Raw genomic sequence first — 17,321 nt, 5'->3', positions numbered from 1 at the left:
GGGTGGACTGTATGACGAGCGCGAGCTAATTGCGCCCGTCATTGCGAGCGAAGCGAAGCAATCCATCGCGCGGATCGCGGAGACATGGATTGCTTCGTCGCTTCGCTCCTCGCAATTGACGGCGGCGGAGAGCGTCGTGCGCCCTCAACCAAACCGCTTTTCGTACCGGCTAACCGTCAACTCGCTCACGTCGATATCCGGCTTCCGCCCCGACAGCAGGTCCGCCAGCACTCTTCCCGAGCCGCATGCCATGGTCCAGCCGAGCGTGCCGTGGCCGGTGTTGAGGTGCAGATTGCTGTAGCGCGTGGCGCCAATCACCGGCGGACCGTCCGGGGTCATCGGGCGCAGGCCGCACCAGAAGCTCGCCTTGCCGAGGTCGCCGCCGCGCGGAAACATGTCGGTCAGGGAATGATCCAGCGTCGCCCGCCGCGCCGGATGCAGCGTATTCGAATAGCCTGAGATTTCCGCGGTGCCGCCGACGCGGATGCGGTTGCCGAGCCGCGTGATCGCGACCTTGTAGCTTTCGTCCATCACGGTCGAGACCGGCGCGCCGTCGGGATCGGTGACCGGCACGGTGATCGAATAGCCCTTCACCGGATAGACCGGAACAGAAATGCCGAGTGGATCGAGCAGTCGCGGCGACCAGCTTCCCAGTGCGGCGACATAGCTGTCCGCCTGCAGCAGGTCTTCGCTCGTCATCACGCCGGTGATCTTGCCGCCGTCCGCGATCAGCCGCTCGATCGTGGTGTTGAACTTGAACTGCACGCCGAGCTTGGCGGCTTCCTGGGCGAGCGCCTGCGTAAACATGTGGCAGTCGCCGGTTTCGTCCTGCGGCAGCCGAAGTCCGCCGACGAAACTGGCCTTCGCCGTCGCCAGCGCAGGCTCCGCGCCAATGCAGCCGTCGCGGTCGAGCACTTCGTAGGGAACGCCATACTGCTTGAGCACCGCGATGTCGTCGCCAGTCGTATCGAGCTGCTTCTGCTTGCGGAAGAGCTGCAACGTGCCGCGACTGCGCTCGTCATATTTGATGCCGATCTCGTCGCGCAGTGCCCGCAGGCAGTCGCGGCTGTATTCGGCGATCGGAATCATCCGGCTCTTGTTGACGGCGTAGCGCTCTATCGTGCAGTTGCGCAGCAGCTTCAGCCCCCAGATCCACATCACGGGATCGAGCTTGGGCCAGATCACCAGCGGCCCGTGCCGCATCAACAGCCACTTGATGGCTTTCACCGGCACGCCGGGCCCGGCCCAAGGCGAGGAATAGCCGGGCGAGACTTCGCCGGCATTGGCGAAACTGGTCTCCAGCGCGGGCTCGGCCTGACGGTCGACGACAACAACTTCATGGCCGGCGCGCGCCAGATAATAGGCTGTGGTGACGCCGATCACGCCACTGCCGAGAATAATGACTTTCACGATTCCTCACGCATCCGCCGCGGCGTTCACGCCGCGGCTTCAGTTTTTGTCTGACGCGTTTTCTTTACGCGAACCGGGGTCCACTTCGCTCGAAAACGCTACGGCTCCCTGCGAGCAAGGATCAGGCCACCCGCTTGATCGCGTCGCCGAGGATCGAGACGATATCGTCGATATGGCTCTTCTCGACGATCAAGGGAGGCGACAACGCAAAGCTGTCGCCGCTCATGCGCAAATAAAGCCCGCGATTGAAGCAGTCGACCATCACGTCATAGCCGCGCGCGCCGACGCCGTCGCTGCGTGGCGCGACTTCGACCGCGCCCATCAGGCCGCAATTGCGGATGTCGACGACGTTCGGCAGGCCTTTCAGCGAATGCAACCCATCGCGCCAGTATTCCGCCATCGACGCGCCGCGGGTCAAAAGTCCCTCGTCCTTGTAGATGTCGAGCGTCGCAAGGCCGGCGGCGCAGGCGGTCGGATGTGCCGAATAGGTGTAGCCGTGGAACAGCTCGATCGTTCCCTCCGGGCCCGTCATCAGCCCGTCATGGATCTTGCGGCTAGCGAAAACAGCGCCGCAGGGCACGGTGCCGTTGGTGATGCCCTTGGCCGTCGTCATCATGTCAGGCGTGACGCCGAAATAATCCGCTGCGAACGGCGCGCCCAAGCGGCCGAAGCCGGTGATGACCTCGTCGAAGATCAGGAGAATACCGTGCTTGGTACAGAGTTCGCGCAGTCGCTGCAGATAGCCCTTCGGCGGCGGCAGCACCGCCGTCGAGCCCGGCACCGGCTCGACGATGACGGCGGCGATGGTGTCGGCGCCATGCAGCGCCACCATCCGCTCGACATCGTCGGCAAGCTCCGCGCCGTGATCCGGCTGGTCCTTGGCGAAGGCGTTGCGGGCGAGATCATGGGTATGGCGGATGTGATCGACGCCGGGCAGATGGGTCGCAAAGGCGCGGCGATTGGCCACCATGCCGCCGACCGACATGCCGCCGAAGCCGACGCCGTGATAGCCGCGCTCGCGGCCGATCAGGCGGGTGCGCGTCGCCTGCCCGATGGCGCGCTGATAGGCCAGCGCGATCTTCAGCGCGGTGTCGACCGACTCGGAGCCCGAATTGGTGAAGAAGACGCGATCCAGCCCCTTCGGCGCGATCTCGGTCAGCCGCTCGGCGAAATCGAACGCCAGTGGATGGCCCATGTTGAACGACGGCGCGAAGTCGAGGTTCATCAACTGCCGCTCGACGGCGGCGGCGATCTGGCGGCGGCCATGGCCGGCATTGACGCACCAGAGACCAGCGGAGCCGTCGATCACCTTGCGGCCGTCGACCGTGGTGTAGTGCATGCCCTCGGCGGAAGCGAACAGCCGCGGCGTTTTCTTGAACTGCCGGTTGGCCGTAAAGGGCATCCAGAACGAGTCGGTCTGCAGGGTGTTCGGCTTCTGATGAAGGGTCACGGGTAGCTCCTTTGCTGGCAGCTCAAGATACCACCGGGCCACGCTCGGGAAGCCACAACAAGTCCTTTTCTTGAGTTCTGCAACCTATTGATTTTATTGACCCCACCGAGGCATATTTGTTCTATCCGAAACACCTGCAACAGGGATTTTCCGATGAGCGTCGATATCGGTGGGCGACTCCGATTCATTCGGGCCCGGCACAAGTTGTCGCAGCGCGAGCTGGCAAAGCGCTCCGGCGTGACCAATTCGACGATCTCGCTGATCGAATCGAACCAGATGAACCCGTCTGTCGGCGCGCTCAAGCGCATCCTCGACGGCCTTCCCATGGGCCTTGCCGAATTCTTCGCGATCGAGCCGGAGCGCCCACGCAAGGCGTTTTATCGCTCCGACGAACTGACCGAGATCGGCAAGCAGCCGATCTCCTACCGCCAGGTCGGTGACACCATGTTCGGCCGCGCGTTGCAGATCCTGAAAGAGCGCTACGAGCCCGGCAGCGACACCGGCCGGGTGCCGCTGACCCATGACGGCGAGGAAGGCGGCATCGTGGTGAGCGGCCGGCTGGAAGTGACCGTCGACGACGAGCGCCGCATTCTCGACCCCGGCGATGCCTATTATTTCGAGAGCCGGAGGCCGCACCGCTTCCGTTGCGTCGGCGGCAAGCCGTGCGAAGTAATCTCGGCCTGCACGCCACCGACGTTTTGAGCGGGCCGGTGATAGAAAAATTTGGGGGGCAGCATGCGCAAGGTCTGGATCGAAGCGGCGTTGAACGGCTCATGGGGCCGCGTGTTGCAGCCCGGCATTCCCGATACCGTTGAGACCATCATCGCCGAGGGCGTCGCCTGCGCGCGGGCCGGCGCTACCATCGTTCACGTCCATGCCTATGATGGCGGCGGCCCGCAGACCTTCGACTGGCAGGTCTATGCCCGCATCATCGAAGGCATTCGGGGCCAGGTCGATGTGCCGGTCTATCCGTCCTATCCGGCATTCATAACCACAGGCAGCGACGACGACAGCCCGTTCGCCGACGTCGCGACCCGATTTGCCGGCATCGAAGAGCTTGCCGCACGCGGCCTCCTGGATTTCGCCGTCATCGACCCCGGCAGCGTCAATCTGAGCCTGACAAAAATCACGGCGGACACGCTGCCTGGCGGCACCTACATGAATCCAGATTCCCAGATTCGATATGCGCTGAATCTCGCGGCGCGCCACGGCCTGCATACCGATTTTGCGATCTACGAGCCCGGCTTTTTGCGTGCCGGCGCAGCGCTGGCGCGCTTGGCCGGCGTCAAGGCGCCGATCTATCGTCTGATGTTCTGCAATCTGATCGCGGTCGGCCTTCCACCTCAGCCATATGCGCTTGCGGCCTACCATGCGCTACTGGAGGAGGAAGCGCCCGGCGCGCCCTGGATGATCGCGGGCGTCAGCGCCGATCTTCGCCCGCTGTTTGCCGAGACGATCACGCGAGGCGGCCACATCCGCGTCGGCCTCGAGGACGCGCCGCTCGGCACCACCGCGACCAATATCGAACTGGTCGAAGAAGCCGTGCGAATGGTGCGCGAGCATGGCGCGGAACCTGCCACCCCGGCCGAAATGCGGCAGGCGCTGGCTGCGTGCGGCTAATTCAGCAATTGCTCAAGCTTGATTAAACGCTTTGGCAATCGCGGCTGAGTCCGTGTACTCTTGAAAGGCTACGATCTGGCCGCCACGGACGGTAAAGACGTGCGCGAAGTCGCTCTCCCAGGTCCGCCCGTTGGCTTTGACCTGCCAGTCGTAGTGACCCAGCACGACAACCTTGTCTGCCTGGGCAATGAATTCGCGTGGCTCGAACGAACGCGGATCCATTAGGCTCGCGAGCGTCGAAAAGAACTCGCCGACCTCGCCGCGCCCCTGTCGCTTGCCGCCTAATGGCACGTTCTCAACCTGCGGCAACTGCCACGTGATGTCCTCTGACATGGATTGTAACAGTGTGGGGATGTCGCCGGCTTTGAACTTTGCATAAGCCTGCTCAACGAGCTGCCGGTTCTCCTGTTCGCTCATCGCACCCTCCTTACATTTTGGGTGAAAACGCGCATTCATAACTGGTCTGTGCAATACAAGGGTGGCGCATTCGGGTTACTCCCGGTCAAGATTTGAGTCGAAAAGCCGGCAAGCGCGCCTGAATAAATCGTCACGCGCGGCCATCTTTGCCAACTTCGCAAGCGCGCTGGAAAGGCGCTCCGCGCGGCGCGATATATAGCGACCGTTCCTTTCCGTCGATGCGATGACGAGCGCTGCCAGCCACCTCGCCTCAGCGGGCTCCCGCCAACTCTGGCGCGAGAAGTGGTCATGAAGGCAGACGTCACCTATTGGTTCGAGCACGGTGTCACCGCGGTCCCTGGGATTAAGGCTATTTCAAAGATGGGCACGAGAACATTCGCCGAGCCCGCGCTGCGCTTGCGCGGGTAGCGAAAAAGCTGAATAGTTTCCTTGGTGTGGCTGCACCCCTGCGGCCGCTTCTTGGAGCTTTCCACATGTCGAAGCTCACCGAGCACGGCGCGTGCCTGTTGTGGAAGCCGGAATTAGTCTGGCTGAATGTCGTTTCCGACGCGATGGTGGCCGGCGCCTTCTTTACGACGGCGTACGTCCTCGCGTTCTTCGTGTGGCGGCGCCACCGTGAGCTCATGTTCCGGGGCGTATTCCTGACGTTCGCGATTTTCGTCGCAGTCTGCGGCGTGACCCGGCTGCTGTCCATCTACACCATATGGATGCCGGCCTATGAAATCGAGGCCCTGGCCAAGGCCTTCCTGGCGCTGATCTCGGTCCCGATCGCGGCAGGCCTGCTGCTGCTGCTGCCGCGGATCCTGGTGCTGCCGACGCGCATTCAGCTTGCGAATGCCTATGCCGCACTCGAGGAGGAAGTCAGGCAACGCCGCGAGGCCGAGGCCATGCTCAAGCGTTTTGAGGAGAAAGAGGCCACCGAATCCAACATCCAGCAAGCGCAGAAGATGGAGGCCATCGGCCAGCTCACCGGTGGCGTCGCGCACGACTTCAACAACATTCTGACCGTGATCACCGGGACCATTGAGATCCTCAGTGATGCTGTCAAGGATCGTCCCCATCTCGTTCAGATCACCAACTTGATTAGCGGAGCCGCGGCAAGGGGGGCCGAGCTGACGAAACATTTGTTGGCGTTCTCCCGTCGACAGCCGCTGCAGCCGCGCAATACCGACGTCAATGCGTTGGTGATCGATGCAGCGGGTCTGCTGCGACCGACGCTCGGCGAGCACATCGAAATTGAATCGATGCTGGCGCACGATTCCGCACCGGCTCTGATCGATCCCAGTCAGCTCTCGACCGCGATTCTGAACCTGGCCCTGAATGCGCGTGACGCCATGCCTGACGGCGGCAAGCTGACGTTGGAAACCAAGAATGTGGTGCTCGATGAGAACTACGCTCGCCTGAATAGCGAGGTTAGACCGGGCAACTATGTCATGATTGCAGTGAGTGACACCGGGAGTGGAATCCCGAGCAACCTGCTCGAGAAGGTATTTGAACCGTTCTTTACTACCAAAGAGGCCGGGAAAGGATCAGGGCTCGGCCTCAGCATGGTGTATGGCTTCGTCAAACAGTCGAATGGACATATCAAGATCTACAGCGAAGAAGGCCACGGCACGACCGTGAAGCTATACCTGCCGCAGGCCACGGGCGGTGGCCCGGAGGAGCCGGCCGGCGAGACCGGCGGATATGCGGGCGAACATGGCGACCAGGCTATCTTGATTGTCGAGGACGACCCGCTGGTCCGCGAATATGTCGTGGCGCAAATCACCCGCTTCGGATTCCGCACGCTCGCCGCCGGCAATGCTGCCGAAGCGCTGGCAATCATCGATGGCCCCGAACGCATTGATCTGCTGTTCACTGACGTAATGCTCCCCGGTGGCGTGAATGGCCGCCAGCTCGCGACCGAGGGGATCAAAAGGCGCCCGGAGCTGAAAGTGCTGTATACTTCCGGTTATGCTGAGAATGCCCTTATTCATCATGGCCGTCTCGATGCCGGCGTGCTGCTGCTGCCGAAGCCCTACGTCAGCGCCGACCTCGCGCGGATGCTTCTAACCGCGCTGGCATCGTGAGTTCTTTTGGCCTCACTTCGCCAGTGCGCTCGACAGCACCAGTTCGAGTTCCTGCCTGCCACGATCGCATCTTCAAGATCATCATCGACGATCCGGCGAAGAAGAACGCGTTCTCTCCGGCGATGATGGAGCAATTGTCGGATGCACTGACGGAGCTGCACAACAACGAGAGCCTTTGGGTCGGCGTCATCTGTGCCGAGGGCAAGGATTTTACCGCCGGCCTCGACATGCCCCGATTCTTCGGCCCCAGCGCCGAGAAGCGGAATTTCAAGGAGGGCAATGTCGACGTCTTCGGGCTGCAGAAGCGTGCAAGAAGTCGATCGTCACAGCGGTGCAGGGCATCGTCTTCACTATCGGCATTGAGCTGATGCTGGCCGGCGACATCGTCGCCGCCGCCGACGACGCCCGCTTCTGCCAGATGGAATCCAAGCGCGGCATAGCCCCGCTCGGCGGCGCGCATTTCCGCTTCCTGTCGCGCACCGGCTGGGGCAACGCGATGTATCATCTGTTCCTGTGCGATGAATTCACCGCAGCGCGCGCCCGCGAGATCGGATTGGTGCAGGAAGTCGTGCCTGCCGGCCAGCAGGTCGAACGCGCGATGGCACTCGCCAAGATCATTGCCGGCAATGCGCCGCTCGGCATCCAGGTCACCAAGGAAGCGGCCCTGAAATATGTCGAGCAAGGCGAGCAGACGGCCATCGCCTACATTCCGAAAGTCCGCGAGCGCGTGCTCAACAGCGCCGACGCGCGCGAAGGCATTCAGTCCTTCATCGAGCGCCGCGCCGCGGTGTTTCAAGGGCGTTGATCAATCTCGCGGATCGATCCGGTAGGCGCGGCGGTTTCCTCCTCTCTTATCCGGTAAGGGTCGGTTTCAGCGCGTCACGCTGCTCAATGATGTAATCGAAAAACGCCGCGATCCGCGGCACGCGGCGGATATCGGGATGCGTCAGTAACCGCCAGCTTCGCGTCAATTCCGGAATCGGGCCGAGCACGCGGACCAGATCAGGCTCAGCGTCGCCGAGCGCCGTCGGCAGCGGTCCTATTCCGGCGCCGGATTTCACCGCGGAGACGAGACCAAGCACGCTGTTGTTGCGCACCGGCATCCTGGCGTCGGGCGCTACGTCCTTCAGCCATTTTGCAGCGCGGTGACCAGCCAGCGTCTCGTCGAAGCCGACGATAGAATGCTGCGACAAGTCCTCGACGCGATCGGGCTTGCCGTGACGTTCGACATAGTCTCGGCTGGCATAGACGCCCCAGAACGAGTCCGCGATCTTGCGGCCGATCAGCTCGTCGTCGGTGTCGCCCGAGCGGAAAGCGATGTCGACCTCCCCCTTCGACAGATCGAGATAGCGGTCGCTGGTGATGAATTCGACGCGCAGATGCGGATAGCGCGCATGAAACCGCTCGATCAGGCCCGACTGTGTCATGCGGATGACGATCGGCTCCGGGCAGGTGACGCGGATCGTGCCCTTCATGTCCTGTTCGACGTCGGCTGCCCGCCGCTGGAAATCCGCGACCGCAGCCTCGATGCGTTCGGCAAAAGGCAACAGCGTGGTGCCGTATTCGGTGAGCCGGTAGCCGCTCACCTGCCGCGTCACCAGCGCCTGCCCGATCCGGCGTTCGAGCTCTTCGAGCCGGCGGTGCACGGTCGACTGGCTGGTGCCGAGCGCCTTGCCGGCGGCAATCGTGCTGCCATGGCGCGCGACGGCGAGAAAGTACTTCAAATCGTTCCAGTCGAACATGCACCCATTATGCACTTTTGGGGCGGGCCCTAGCAATCTTGCGGCTCCCGCGGCACGGCCATGCCGCCCTAAGCTTCTGCATCGAAACCGCGCCATGATTGGCCAACAAAGGAGCGATACATGCGCAGCCATCTCGTCCCGGGCATCGCCCTGCTCGCCGGCCTCGGCGTCAGCAATCTTGCATTGGCGCAGCAGCACGGCGCGGCAGCACCCAATCTCGCCAAGCCCAATATGGTGCTGCAGCAGGTCGTCGAGGGGTTACCCAAAGACGACAGGCAAACCGTGCGGGTCATGACGGCAACGTTCAAGCCGGGCGACAAGACCGTCTATCACACCCACCGTTTTCCGGTGACGGTCTATGTGCTGGAAGGCACCTTTACCCTCGAGCTCGACGGCCGCCCGCCGCTCACGGTCAAGGCCGGCGAAGCGTTGGTCGAGCCGCCCAAGGTGCCGATGACCGGCTATAACCGCAGCGCCACCGAGCCGACCAAGGTCGTCATCTTCTATGTCAGCGCCAACGACACGCCATTTCTCGACCTGCACTCGCACTAGGCGGCCTGCCATAGCGGCGGCAGCCGTCGCCTGGAACAGGCCCTGCAACAGAGCTAACGGCGAAAATCGATACTCCGCACGATGATGCCGGGCGGCGTCCCCTCGAACTCCCGGGCGTCAAACTTGCGCGACGCGCATTGCTCGATCCGGTCGCGCAATCGAAGGAATTGCTCCTCGCGCCGCTCCGGCGCCGTCCGCGGCACATGTTCCAGATCGTCCATCGCCGAAGCGCTGACGGCACAGGGTATTTCCTTCGGCCCGTCCATCATGGAGAATAGCAGCACCATCCGGTCGATTTCATAACCGCGGATACTGCCGCGCGCGAGCGTCATCGGTTGTCCTCCCGGAGAGAAACGGTGGTCCCATCGGCTTGTTCCCGGTGTCCGCGCATGATTCTCGCTCAATCGCATTTTCTGTCGCGACGTGGCGCGGTATCCGAACCCGGATCGGCCTGGCTGCGTACCTCGATCAAATCGGCGGTCTGGGCCCACGGTGCATGCGGTATCCTCACTTCCGCCGCGCCGTGATAGACTGGTTCAGCGCACTGCCGGTTCATCGCGAACCATCGGGAGCACCCTCATGCGCGCTGTCGTCCTGCTTCTTGCCTGCCTGCTAGCCTTCCTCGCCCCCGCCAGGGCCGACGACGTCGCCGCCGCGCAAAGCGTGATCCGCGCCCAGGAGCAGGCCTTCGCCAGCGACGATGCCGCAGCGGCCTATTCCCATGCCGCGCCCGAGATCAAGCAGCTCTTTCCGCAGGCCGACATCTTCATGCAGATGGTTCGCCAGGGCTACGCGCCGGTCTATCGCCACAGGAGCTTTGAATTCGGCGAAGCGCGCTCAGCCGGCGGCCGCATCGCCCAGCGCGTCCACATCGTCGACGACAATGGCGAAGCCTGGGAGGCGATGTACACGCTGGAGCAGCAGAGCGACGGCAGCCTGAAGATCACGGGGTGTTCGCTACTGAAGGCGGGACAGGCGGTCTAGGCTCCCGCAGCGTCGGCTAGAAGAAATCGCCGAGGAAATCCGCAGCCTGGTCCGAGATGCCGACGATCTTGTTCGTTGCCTGGCGATAGAATTTGAAATTGAGTTCGCTCTCGGGTTGGCCGTCATTCCAGTCGGTGAATCCCTTGAGTTCGCTCCGCCCCAGCGGCCGCTTCGTGAGCGCCGTGCGTCTGATCTCGACGCTCATACGCGGCGTTTGCCTCGCGACGCCACGCTTCTTCGCAACCGCTTCGGCGGAGGTGACGACGCCGCGCGCGATCAGGCCTTGCCCGCCCTCGTTCTCGCTCGCAAACACGAATATTGTGTCGCCTTCGGCGATATGTTTGCCGCCATACATCGTCTTCTGCGCAATCAGCGAGAACGCTTTCGCGCGCGGATCGGAGATTTCGGCCTTGATCGCAAACGCCATGGTGCCGCTGCCGCGCCAAAGTTCCTGGATCGATCCTCAAGCCATCGCCAGCCGCTGACGCGCGCGCATCAACAGCAGCAGCATGATCGCGATGTTGAGCGCATTCCACGCCAGCCCGTTGGCGAACGCCGCCATGTAGGAGCCTGTCGCGTCGAAGATCGCGCCCGAGACCCAGCCGCCCAACGACATGCCGAACACGGAGGCGAAGATCACGATGCCCACCCGTGTCGCGGCTTCCGAGGCCGGCATCGCCTCGCGCACGATGATGGCGTAGCTCGGCACGATGCCGCCCTGGAACAGGCCGAACATCGCGGAAATGACGTAGAGCGAGGTCAGGCCGTCGAAGAACAGATAGAACAACAGCGCCGTGCCCTGCGCCACCGAGCCGATCAGCAGCGTGCGGATGCCGCCGATCTTGTCGGCAAGAAATCCGCTTCCGATCCGGCTGATGATGCCGAAGCCGAGCATCAGCGACAGCATCTCGGCACCGCGCGCCACGCCATAACCGAGATCGCTGCAATAGGCGACGATATGCACCTGCGGCATCGACATCGCGACGCAGCAGGCAATCGCGGCGAGCGACAGGATCGCCGTCAGCGCATTGGTGGAAATTCGCAGATCCATGCGCGGCGGGGCGGCGTTCTCGTGGTCGCGCTGGCCGCCCGCCCCCATCAGCATACGAAGGCCGATCAGCGCCAGCGTCATCGCCACCGCGGTGAAGATACCGAGCGCGATGTGGGTGGTGCGCCAGCCCAGTTGCTCGATGCCGAGATTCACCAGCGGCGGCCAGATCGCGCCGCCGATGTAATTGCCGCTGGCAGCGACGGCGACCGCGAGCCCGCGGTAGCGGTCGAACCAGTGGGAAGCCTCCGCCATCAGCGGGCCGAAAGTGGCCGACGACGACAGCCCGATCGCGAAATGCACCAGAATGAAATGCCAGATCGAGGTCGACATGCCCGCGACGATATAGCCGAGCCCCAAAATGCCGATACCGAGCCCGATCGCGGTGACGATGCCGTAACGGTCGGTGATCTTGCCGGTCAATACCGCGCCGGAGCCGAAGCCGAGCATGATCATCGTAAAGGCGAGCGAAGCGGTGCCGCGGCTCGCGCCGAAATCGAGTTGCACCACCGGCAGCGCGACCACCACCGACCACATGCCGACGCTGCCGAGCGAGCCGATCAGGACGGCCACGGCAAGCCGAGTCCACGCCCGGCGCGAATCGGGAACGAACAGGTCGGACTCTCTAGAGATCTCAGAAGAAATTACCACGGCAACGCAACTTCGGAGGCAATTCGCCTAACGTCAAGCCACATTGCCGCTATGTTGGGCATGCAGATGTGATGGGGCAGCAGCCCTCCAATGGCTTGGCTGAACCGGCGAGCAGCATTAGGGTACCGAAATGTTCGTTCGCTTGACGAGGCCGATGCGCGCCAAAGCGGGGTGGTTTGCCGCCCTGCTCTACCTGTTTTGCGTGCTCGCGCCAGGCGCATCGCTGGCCCTCGGCGACGCCGCATCGTGCCTCATGCACCAGTCCGGAACGGCGGCCGTCCACGGGCATGAGGGTGCTGAGCCGGAGCATGCCACCGCGGATCAGGATCATGAGATGCAGGCGGATCAGCATGCGATGCATCACGCCGATGCCGGTCACGCCATGCCCGAACCGGCCAAGCATGAGCATGACGGCAACGGCGCCATGAGCCCGTGCTGTGCCATGCTCTGCGTCTCCGCGATCGCGGCCGATCTGCCCGCCATCGCAAAACCCTCGCAGCCGATGTCGACCTGCGTCTCCGAGAATTTCCAGCGCCTGCCAGGCAAGGCGCCCCCTCTACTCTACCGTCCTCCCATCGCCTGATCTCTGACGTAACGAGGTGGGCCGCCGCGCGATTGAAGCGCGCGCATGCCCGCGGCGCATCGCGAGATCATGGATTCAGCCTGGCGGGCCGCACATCGCGGCGGCGCTTCGCTGAGGAACGAAGAGGAAAGAAACAGAGATGAAGAATATCACAATGGTCGGCCTCGTGCTGATCGGCCTTTCGGCATGGCCGCTACTGGCGTTCAGCCACGACAAGCACACCCACAAAACCTATTCGGCAGGCGAGCCCGGCGATCCCAAAAGAACCTCGCGCACCATCGAGGTCAAAATGAGCGAGATGGCCTACACGCCGCCACGTATCGAGGTGGAGCGTGGCGAGCAGATTCGCTTCGTGATCCGCAACGTCGGCGAGGACGACCACGAATTTTTGCTCGCCACCACGGAAGAAAACCTCAACCACGCTGACGACATGAAGAAGCATCCGCATATGGAGCACGACGATCCGAACGCCGTGCGGCTCAAGCCGAACAAGTCGGCCGAGATCGTCTGGAAGTTCACCAAATCAGGCACGTTCGAATATTCGTGCCTGATCCCCGGCCACCGGGAGAGCGGCATGATCGGCAAGGTGACGGTGAAGTGAGTGAAAACGAGCCCAGAGAGATGATGATGATGAAGAAGACGATGCAGACTTTGGCCGTCGCCATATTCGCGGCGATCCCGTTGCTGCCCGCAGCCTACGCGCAGGCCGAAGCTGTCCAGGGCGAAGTCAGGAAGATCGACGAGGCCGCCGGCAAGATCACGCTCAAGCACGGCCCGATCAAGAGCCTCGGCATGGACATGGGCATGACCATGGCTTTCCGCGTCAAGGACCCCGCGATGCTGAAAGAGGTGCAGGTCGGCGACAAGGTGGAGTTCGAGGCGGAGCAAGCCGGCTCGGCCTATACGGTGACCAAGATCCAGAAGAGCAAGTGAGCGCTCCTCGACATCGCGACGCAACTCCGTAGGATGGGTAGAGCGCAAGCGAAACCCATCCGCCGCTTGCCCGAACGACGGCGCAGCCGAGAAACCAACGAACGAGATGCCCGTGCGACGAATTGACGACCAGGTTTTCCGGCTGCTGCTGCTTGCCGTCACCCTCGCCTTTGCCTGGGTTCTGCAGCCGTTCTACGGCGCCATCCTCTGGGCGATCATCGTCGCCGTCATCTTTGCGCCGGTCAACCGCGCGCTGCTGCGCGCGATGCCCGGCCGGCCGAACCTCGCGGCGGTGGTGACGGTCCTGCTCACCATCGCCATCGTGATCCTGCCGCTCGCCATCGTCGCGACTTCGCTGGTCCAGGAAGCAACCTCCCTGTTTGGCAAAATCCAGTCCGGTGAATATGATCTTGCGAGCTACATCCAGCGCATCTTCGATGCGCTGCCGGCCTGGGCGGTGGGCTGGCTGGAGCGGTTCAACCTGACCAACCTCTCGGGACTTCGCGAGACCTTGTCGTCCGGCCTGATGAAGGGCGGCCAGATCCTGGCGCCGCAAGCGCTCAGCATCGGCGTGAACACGTTCGAGTTCATGATCGGCCTCGGCATCATGCTGTACCTGCTGTTCTTCCTGACGCGGGACGGCAAGGCGCTGGCGGAACGGATCAAGGAAGCCGTTCCGCTCGGCGCCGACCACAAGGCCGCATTGTTCAGCCGCTTTGCCGACGTCGTCCGCGCCACCGTCAAGGGCGGCATTCTGGTCGCGATGGCGCAAGGCGCGCTCGGCGGGCTGGCGTTCTGGTTTCTCGGCGTTCACGCCGCGCTGTTGTGGGCCGTGCTGATGGCGTTCTTGTCGCTGGTGCCGGCCGTCGGCGCCGGCCTGGTCTGGGTCCCCGTCGCCATCTACTTCCTCGCCACCGGCGCGATCTGGCAGGGCCTCGGCCTGATCGCCTATGGCGTACTCGTTATCGGCCTCGTCGACAATGTGCTGCGCCCGTTCCTGGTCGGCAAGGACACCAAGCTGCCGGACTACGTGGTGCTGATCTCGACGCTCGGCGGCATCGAAGTCTTCGGCCTCAACGGCTTTGTCATCGGCCCGCTGATCGCGGCGATCTTCATGGTGAGCTGGGAGATCTTTTCGGCGTCGCGGCGGGGCGCCTAGCATCCGCGGGTGGTTGCATTCCCTACCCCAATTCAAAGCTGGTAACGCCGAACACCCGCTCCGGCCGCAGCGGCGGAATCGCGCCCGTGTACATCCGCGCCGTCTCGAACACCGGCGCGAGCCCAATTCCTTCCGCCAGCGCGACCGCCTCGCGGTTGATGCCGGGTACATCCAGAAAAATCTCACCGCCGTTCACTTTTGCAAGCAAGGCGGACAGTATCGTCTCCGCCGTCGCGCGATCGTCGGCAACCAGCGGCCCGATCTTAAAACCCTTCCGGCACGGACGGATCACACCCCATCCCTTAAGCCCGCCATCGCGCACCACTGCACAACCGACATGCCCGGGCGAGGCGATCCAGGCGCGCAAAAACGCTGGCCGCGGCGCCGGAAACACCGTCGCATCATCCGCCTCGATCGCCGCCATCGGAACGTCGCTCAGCGCAATCACCCCGGCCCGCGACGTATCCGGCACAGTCACCACGCCGCCATAGCGAATGTTGGCGTAAGCGAGCTGAAAGCCGGATTTTTTGTAATTGTCCTGCTGCGCCACCACGCCGTCGAGCCCGATCACGCGCGCGCCGGCATGCGCGATGGCCGCATTCCATATCCGCATCCCGTAGCCGTTGCCGCGCAGATCCGCGCGCACGATGTAAAAGCCGAGAAAGGCAAAGCGCGCATCGTAATTGACGCAGGAAACGGTCGCGACAGGCGCGCCGTCGAGTTCGCCGATGAAGAATCCTTCGGGATCGACGGACGCAAAGCAGGCATCGTCGGCGAGCCCCGGATTCCAGCCCTCGGCTGCGGCCCAGTCTATGGCGAGGGAGATTTCGTCAGGCTGCATGGTTCGGATGGCGAAGGCGCTCATTGGCGGGTGATCCTGTGTGTGCGTGTCTTCAGCCGTCATTGCGAGCCAACGGGTCGCGCGAACGCGCGCCCGATGACAGGCTCCGCGAAGCAATCCATTGAGCCGCAAGGAAACATGGATTGCTTCGTCGGGCCTGTCATTTTTTTGGTGATGTTGCGTGTTTCATTGCGTGAGGAAATTTGGAGCGCGTGATGGAAGTTCGCATTCGACAGGCGGAACGTAGCCAGTCTGGTTTTGAGTTGGTCGACCTTGAGAGCCTGGTGGTTGACGACCACCCGGTACGGGCTGTGTGGTCCTTCGTTGAAGGCTTGGACCTTCAATGGTTTTACGACCGCATCAAGGCGCGCGGCGAGAAGCCGGGTCGCCCGGCGACCGACCCGCGCATTCTGCTGGCGCTTTGGCTGTACGCAACGGCCGATGGGATTGGATCGGCCCGTGCGCTGGCCCGGCTGTGCGAGCATCATACGATCTATCGGTGGATCTGCGGCGGGGTCGGGGTGAACCACACGATGCTGTCGGAGTTTCGGGTGGACAGCGGCGAGTTCCTCGATGGCCTGCTGACACGCAGCTTGGCGGCCTTGATGAAAGAAGGCCTGATCACGCTGGATGAGGTGATCACCGACGGCACCAAGATCAGAGCCGCAGCCAGCCGTTCGTCGATGCGGCGAAGGCAAAAGCCTCACCGAGCTGGAAGAGAAGGCCCGGGCCAGGGTTGCCGAGTTGAAGCAGGAATTGGAAGCAGATTCTGCGGCGGGTGAACGGCGGCTGTCGAAGCGCCGCCTCTCTGCGGCTGAAGATCGCGCCCGCCGTGCGGCGGCGCTGACCAAGCATCCTGTAGCAGCGCCGACGGACAAGGAGAAGGACCAGAACGAGGGTGACGAGCCGCCGCCTGCTGGCGGCAAAAGCGGCAAGAAACCCAAGGAAGAGCGTGTCTCGACGACCGATCCCGATGCGCCGCTGATGCGAATGGCGGACGGCGCTGTACGGCCCGCCTACAACGTGCAGGTGGCGAGCGCCAATGGCTTCGTGGTCGCGATCGACCCCGTCCAGCGGCGCAATGATCGTGGTCTTGCGCCGGCGATGATGGCACAGGTCGAACAGCGTTGCGGCAAACTGCCGGATCGGCTGCTGGCCGACACCGGAGCGATGACCGCGGCCGACATCGGCACGCTCGCCCAAACCTATCCCTCCATGCAGGTGTTCAGCCCACTACCGGCCCGCAAGGACGCCTCCAAACCGGAGAGCAAGGCGCGATACGAACGCAACCGCGCAGCCGAACCGCAATGCCTGAGGGTGTGGCGCGTTCGCATGGACAGTGAACAAGGCCAAGCGGTCTACAAACGGCGCAGCAACACCGAACATGTCCATGCCCGCCTGAAGAACCGCGGCTTTGGCCGGATGGTACTGCGCGGCCTGGTCAAGGTACGCATCGCCTGTCTGCTTCATGCTGTGACCCACAATCTCATGTGGGCAATCAGCCGCCGCGCACTTAAGCCCGCCTGACATGCCGACCCCGCATGCTCCACCAGCCGCTCAATCCAACAACACCATCCGTCGCCGTCCGGCCCGATCGACGAAAAGCTTACAGGCCCGTCGCTTCGCTCCCTTGCGCAAACGCTTCGCGTTTGTCGCAGGCAATGACGGAGCCATCTACCGAATTTGCAAACACGACAATTGCGAAACTGCGCACTTGGTCGCGCTGCGCTTGTTCCTCAACTCACGATGCAAATGTATGTGTGCAGTCCAGAAATGGCACACTTATTCGCGCAAAATATCATTGCGCCCTGCGTTTTGTTTAGCGAAAATTAACCGTGCTGGCTGGCGCGGCTTGAGTAGTT

At 63.0% G+C, this 17,321-nt stretch carries 19 protein-coding genes and 1 pseudogene; 12 read left to right on the top strand and 8 right to left on the bottom strand.

Annotated features, from left to right (window positions below):
• Positions 1–144: 144 nt before the first annotated feature.
• Entirely contained in the window at positions 145–1,410 is a 1,266-nt protein-coding gene (locus AC0QUY_RS03930) for a D-amino acid dehydrogenase (RefSeq protein ID WP_475385842.1), read from the bottom strand.
• Positions 1,411–1,531: 121 nt separating this feature from the next.
• Entirely contained in the window at positions 1,532–2,860 is a 1,329-nt protein-coding gene (gene aptA / locus AC0QUY_RS03925) for an omega-aminotransferase AptA (protein ID WP_161852132.1), read from the bottom strand.
• Positions 2,861–3,013: 153 nt separating this feature from the next.
• Here aptA and AC0QUY_RS03920 point away from each other — a divergent pair, with 153 nt between their 5' ends.
• Both AC0QUY_RS03920 and AC0QUY_RS03915 read left to right on the top strand, forming a co-directional pair.
• The gene (locus AC0QUY_RS03920; protein ID WP_161852131.1) at positions 3,014–3,562 is read left to right on the top strand and encodes a cupin domain-containing protein; all 549 of its coding nucleotides are present in this window, start codon (positions 3,014–3,016) and stop codon (positions 3,560–3,562) included.
• A 33-nt stretch (positions 3,563–3,595) separates the two neighbouring features.
• Positions 3,596–4,480 (top strand): beta-keto acid cleavage family enzyme, encoded by an 885-nt coding sequence (locus tag AC0QUY_RS03915; protein WP_475385841.1) that lies wholly within the window; start codon positions 3,596–3,598, stop codon positions 4,478–4,480.
• A 12-nt stretch (positions 4,481–4,492) separates the two neighbouring features.
• Here the strand turns inward: AC0QUY_RS03915 and AC0QUY_RS03910 are convergent, their stop codons facing one another.
• Positions 4,493–4,897 (bottom strand): nuclear transport factor 2 family protein, encoded by a 405-nt coding sequence (locus tag AC0QUY_RS03910; RefSeq protein ID WP_475385840.1) that lies wholly within the window; start codon positions 4,895–4,897, stop codon positions 4,493–4,495.
• A gap of 473 nt (positions 4,898–5,370) precedes the next feature.
• On the opposite strand from AC0QUY_RS03910, the gene AC0QUY_RS03905 reads away from it, so the two are divergent.
• Both AC0QUY_RS03905 and AC0QUY_RS03900 read left to right on the top strand, forming a co-directional pair.
• Positions 5,371–6,966: an ATP-binding protein gene (locus tag AC0QUY_RS03905; protein ID WP_475385839.1), complete on the top strand. Its 1,596-nt coding sequence runs from the start codon at positions 5,371–5,373 to the stop codon at positions 6,964–6,966.
• Positions 6,967–7,088: 122 nt separating this feature from the next.
• A pseudogene (locus AC0QUY_RS03900) lies at positions 7,089–7,771 on the top strand (crotonase/enoyl-CoA hydratase family protein).
• Positions 7,772–7,817: 46 nt separating this feature from the next.
• On the opposite strand, the gene AC0QUY_RS03895 reads toward AC0QUY_RS03900, so the two are convergent.
• Positions 7,818–8,708 carry a LysR family transcriptional regulator gene (locus tag AC0QUY_RS03895; protein WP_161852125.1) on the bottom strand — a complete coding sequence of 297 codons (891 nt, stop codon included), beginning with the start codon at positions 8,706–8,708 and terminating at the stop codon, positions 7,818–7,820.
• A gap of 120 nt (positions 8,709–8,828) precedes the next feature.
• On the opposite strand from AC0QUY_RS03895, the gene AC0QUY_RS03890 reads away from it, so the two are divergent.
• Complete coding sequence (locus AC0QUY_RS03890; protein WP_161852124.1) at positions 8,829–9,260, top strand: cupin domain-containing protein; 432 nt, start codon at positions 8,829–8,831, stop codon at positions 9,258–9,260.
• 53 nt (positions 9,261–9,313) lie between these two features.
• On the opposite strand, the gene AC0QUY_RS03885 is transcribed toward AC0QUY_RS03890, so the two are convergent.
• Positions 9,314–9,592 (bottom strand): DUF1488 family protein, encoded by a 279-nt coding sequence (locus tag AC0QUY_RS03885; protein ID WP_161852123.1) that lies wholly within the window; start codon positions 9,590–9,592, stop codon positions 9,314–9,316.
• 247 nt (positions 9,593–9,839) lie between these two features.
• Here AC0QUY_RS03885 and AC0QUY_RS03880 point away from each other — a divergent pair, with 247 nt between their 5' ends.
• Positions 9,840–10,244: a DUF4864 domain-containing protein gene (locus AC0QUY_RS03880; protein WP_475385838.1), complete on the top strand. Its 405-nt coding sequence runs from the start codon at positions 9,840–9,842 to the stop codon at positions 10,242–10,244.
• Positions 10,245–10,260: 16 nt separating this feature from the next.
• Here the strand turns inward: AC0QUY_RS03880 and AC0QUY_RS03875 are convergent, their stop codons facing one another.
• Together AC0QUY_RS03875 and AC0QUY_RS03870 are read right to left on the bottom strand one after the other, a co-directional pair.
• Positions 10,261–10,671: a hypothetical protein gene (locus AC0QUY_RS03875; protein ID WP_475385837.1), complete on the bottom strand. Its 411-nt coding sequence runs from the start codon at positions 10,669–10,671 to the stop codon at positions 10,261–10,263.
• A gap of 36 nt (positions 10,672–10,707) precedes the next feature.
• Positions 10,708–11,907 (bottom strand): MFS transporter, encoded by a 1,200-nt coding sequence (locus AC0QUY_RS03870; protein WP_475386040.1) that lies wholly within the window; start codon positions 11,905–11,907, stop codon positions 10,708–10,710.
• A 166-nt stretch (positions 11,908–12,073) separates the two neighbouring features.
• Here AC0QUY_RS03870 and AC0QUY_RS03865 point away from each other — a divergent pair, with 166 nt between their 5' ends.
• From AC0QUY_RS03865 to AC0QUY_RS03850, 4 genes are all read left to right on the top strand, one after another.
• On the top strand, positions 12,074–12,526 hold the full coding sequence (locus AC0QUY_RS03865; protein ID WP_475385836.1) for a hypothetical protein: 453 nt from the start codon (positions 12,074–12,076) through the stop codon (positions 12,524–12,526).
• Between the two features lie 139 nt (positions 12,527–12,665).
• A complete protein-coding gene (locus tag AC0QUY_RS03860) occupies positions 12,666–13,127 on the top strand; it encodes a cupredoxin domain-containing protein (protein WP_475385835.1) in 462 nt (153 codons plus the stop codon).
• 29 nt (positions 13,128–13,156) lie between these two features.
• Positions 13,157–13,459: a copper-binding protein gene (locus tag AC0QUY_RS03855; RefSeq protein WP_475386039.1), complete on the top strand. Its 303-nt coding sequence runs from the start codon at positions 13,157–13,159 to the stop codon at positions 13,457–13,459.
• Between the two features lie 112 nt (positions 13,460–13,571).
• The gene (locus AC0QUY_RS03850; RefSeq protein ID WP_475385834.1) at positions 13,572–14,618 is read left to right on the top strand and encodes an AI-2E family transporter; all 1,047 of its coding nucleotides are present in this window, start codon (positions 13,572–13,574) and stop codon (positions 14,616–14,618) included.
• A 22-nt stretch (positions 14,619–14,640) separates the two neighbouring features.
• On the opposite strand, the gene AC0QUY_RS03845 is transcribed toward AC0QUY_RS03850, so the two are convergent.
• On the bottom strand, positions 14,641–15,483 hold the full coding sequence (locus tag AC0QUY_RS03845) for a GNAT family N-acetyltransferase (protein ID WP_475385833.1): 843 nt from the start codon (positions 15,481–15,483) through the stop codon (positions 14,641–14,643).
• A gap of 191 nt (positions 15,484–15,674) precedes the next feature.
• Here AC0QUY_RS03845 and AC0QUY_RS03840 point away from each other — a divergent pair, with 191 nt between their 5' ends.
• Both AC0QUY_RS03840 and AC0QUY_RS03835 read left to right on the top strand, forming a co-directional pair.
• Complete coding sequence (locus AC0QUY_RS03840) at positions 15,675–16,241, top strand: transposase (RefSeq protein ID WP_475385832.1); 567 nt, start codon at positions 15,675–15,677, stop codon at positions 16,239–16,241.
• Positions 16,216–16,986, top strand: coding sequence for a transposase (locus AC0QUY_RS03835; RefSeq protein WP_475385831.1), 771 nt, complete (start codon positions 16,216–16,218; stop codon positions 16,984–16,986). Before AC0QUY_RS03840 ends, AC0QUY_RS03835 begins: the two co-directional genes overlap by 26 nt.
• The last annotated feature ends 335 nt before the right edge of the window (positions 16,987–17,321 follow it).

It is taken from the genome of Bradyrhizobium sp. WYCCWR15520, assembly GCF_056174665.1.
The sequence above is the reverse complement of the archived record's forward strand: the minus strand, read 5'-3'. Positions and strand labels throughout refer to the sequence as shown.

Bases quoted from the DNA above. Each gene is read 5' to 3' on its own strand.
- AC0QUY_RS03920 (WP_161852131.1), top strand. From the start codon at position 3,014: ATGAGCGTCGATATCGGTGGGCGACTCCGATTCATTCGGGCCCGGCAC.
- AC0QUY_RS03915 (WP_475385841.1), top strand. From the start codon at position 3,596: ATGCGCAAGGTCTGGATCGAAGCGGCGTTGAACGGCTCATGGGGCCGC.
- AC0QUY_RS03910 (WP_475385840.1), bottom strand. From the start codon at position 4,897: ATGAGCGAACAGGAGAACCGGCAGCTCGTTGAGCAGGCTTATGCAAAG.
- AC0QUY_RS03905 (WP_475385839.1), top strand. From the start codon at position 5,371: ATGTCGAAGCTCACCGAGCACGGCGCGTGCCTGTTGTGGAAGCCGGAA.
- AC0QUY_RS03895 (WP_161852125.1), bottom strand. From the start codon at position 8,708: ATGTTCGACTGGAACGATTTGAAGTACTTTCTCGCCGTCGCGCGCCAT.
- AC0QUY_RS03890 (WP_161852124.1), top strand. From the start codon at position 8,829: ATGCGCAGCCATCTCGTCCCGGGCATCGCCCTGCTCGCCGGCCTCGGC.
- AC0QUY_RS03885 (WP_161852123.1), bottom strand. From the start codon at position 9,592: ATGACGCTCGCGCGCGGCAGTATCCGCGGTTATGAAATCGACCGGATG.
- AC0QUY_RS03880 (WP_475385838.1), top strand. From the start codon at position 9,840: ATGCGCGCTGTCGTCCTGCTTCTTGCCTGCCTGCTAGCCTTCCTCGCC.
- AC0QUY_RS03875 (WP_475385837.1), bottom strand. From the start codon at position 10,671: ATGGCGTTTGCGATCAAGGCCGAAATCTCCGATCCGCGCGCGAAAGCG.
- AC0QUY_RS03865 (WP_475385836.1), top strand. From the start codon at position 12,074: ATGTTCGTTCGCTTGACGAGGCCGATGCGCGCCAAAGCGGGGTGGTTT.
- AC0QUY_RS03860 (WP_475385835.1), top strand. From the start codon at position 12,666: ATGAAGAATATCACAATGGTCGGCCTCGTGCTGATCGGCCTTTCGGCA.
- AC0QUY_RS03855 (WP_475386039.1), top strand. From the start codon at position 13,157: ATGAAGAAGACGATGCAGACTTTGGCCGTCGCCATATTCGCGGCGATC.
- AC0QUY_RS03845 (WP_475385833.1), bottom strand. From the start codon at position 15,483: ATGAGCGCCTTCGCCATCCGAACCATGCAGCCTGACGAAATCTCCCTC.
- AC0QUY_RS03840 (WP_475385832.1), top strand. From the start codon at position 15,675: ATGGAAGTTCGCATTCGACAGGCGGAACGTAGCCAGTCTGGTTTTGAG.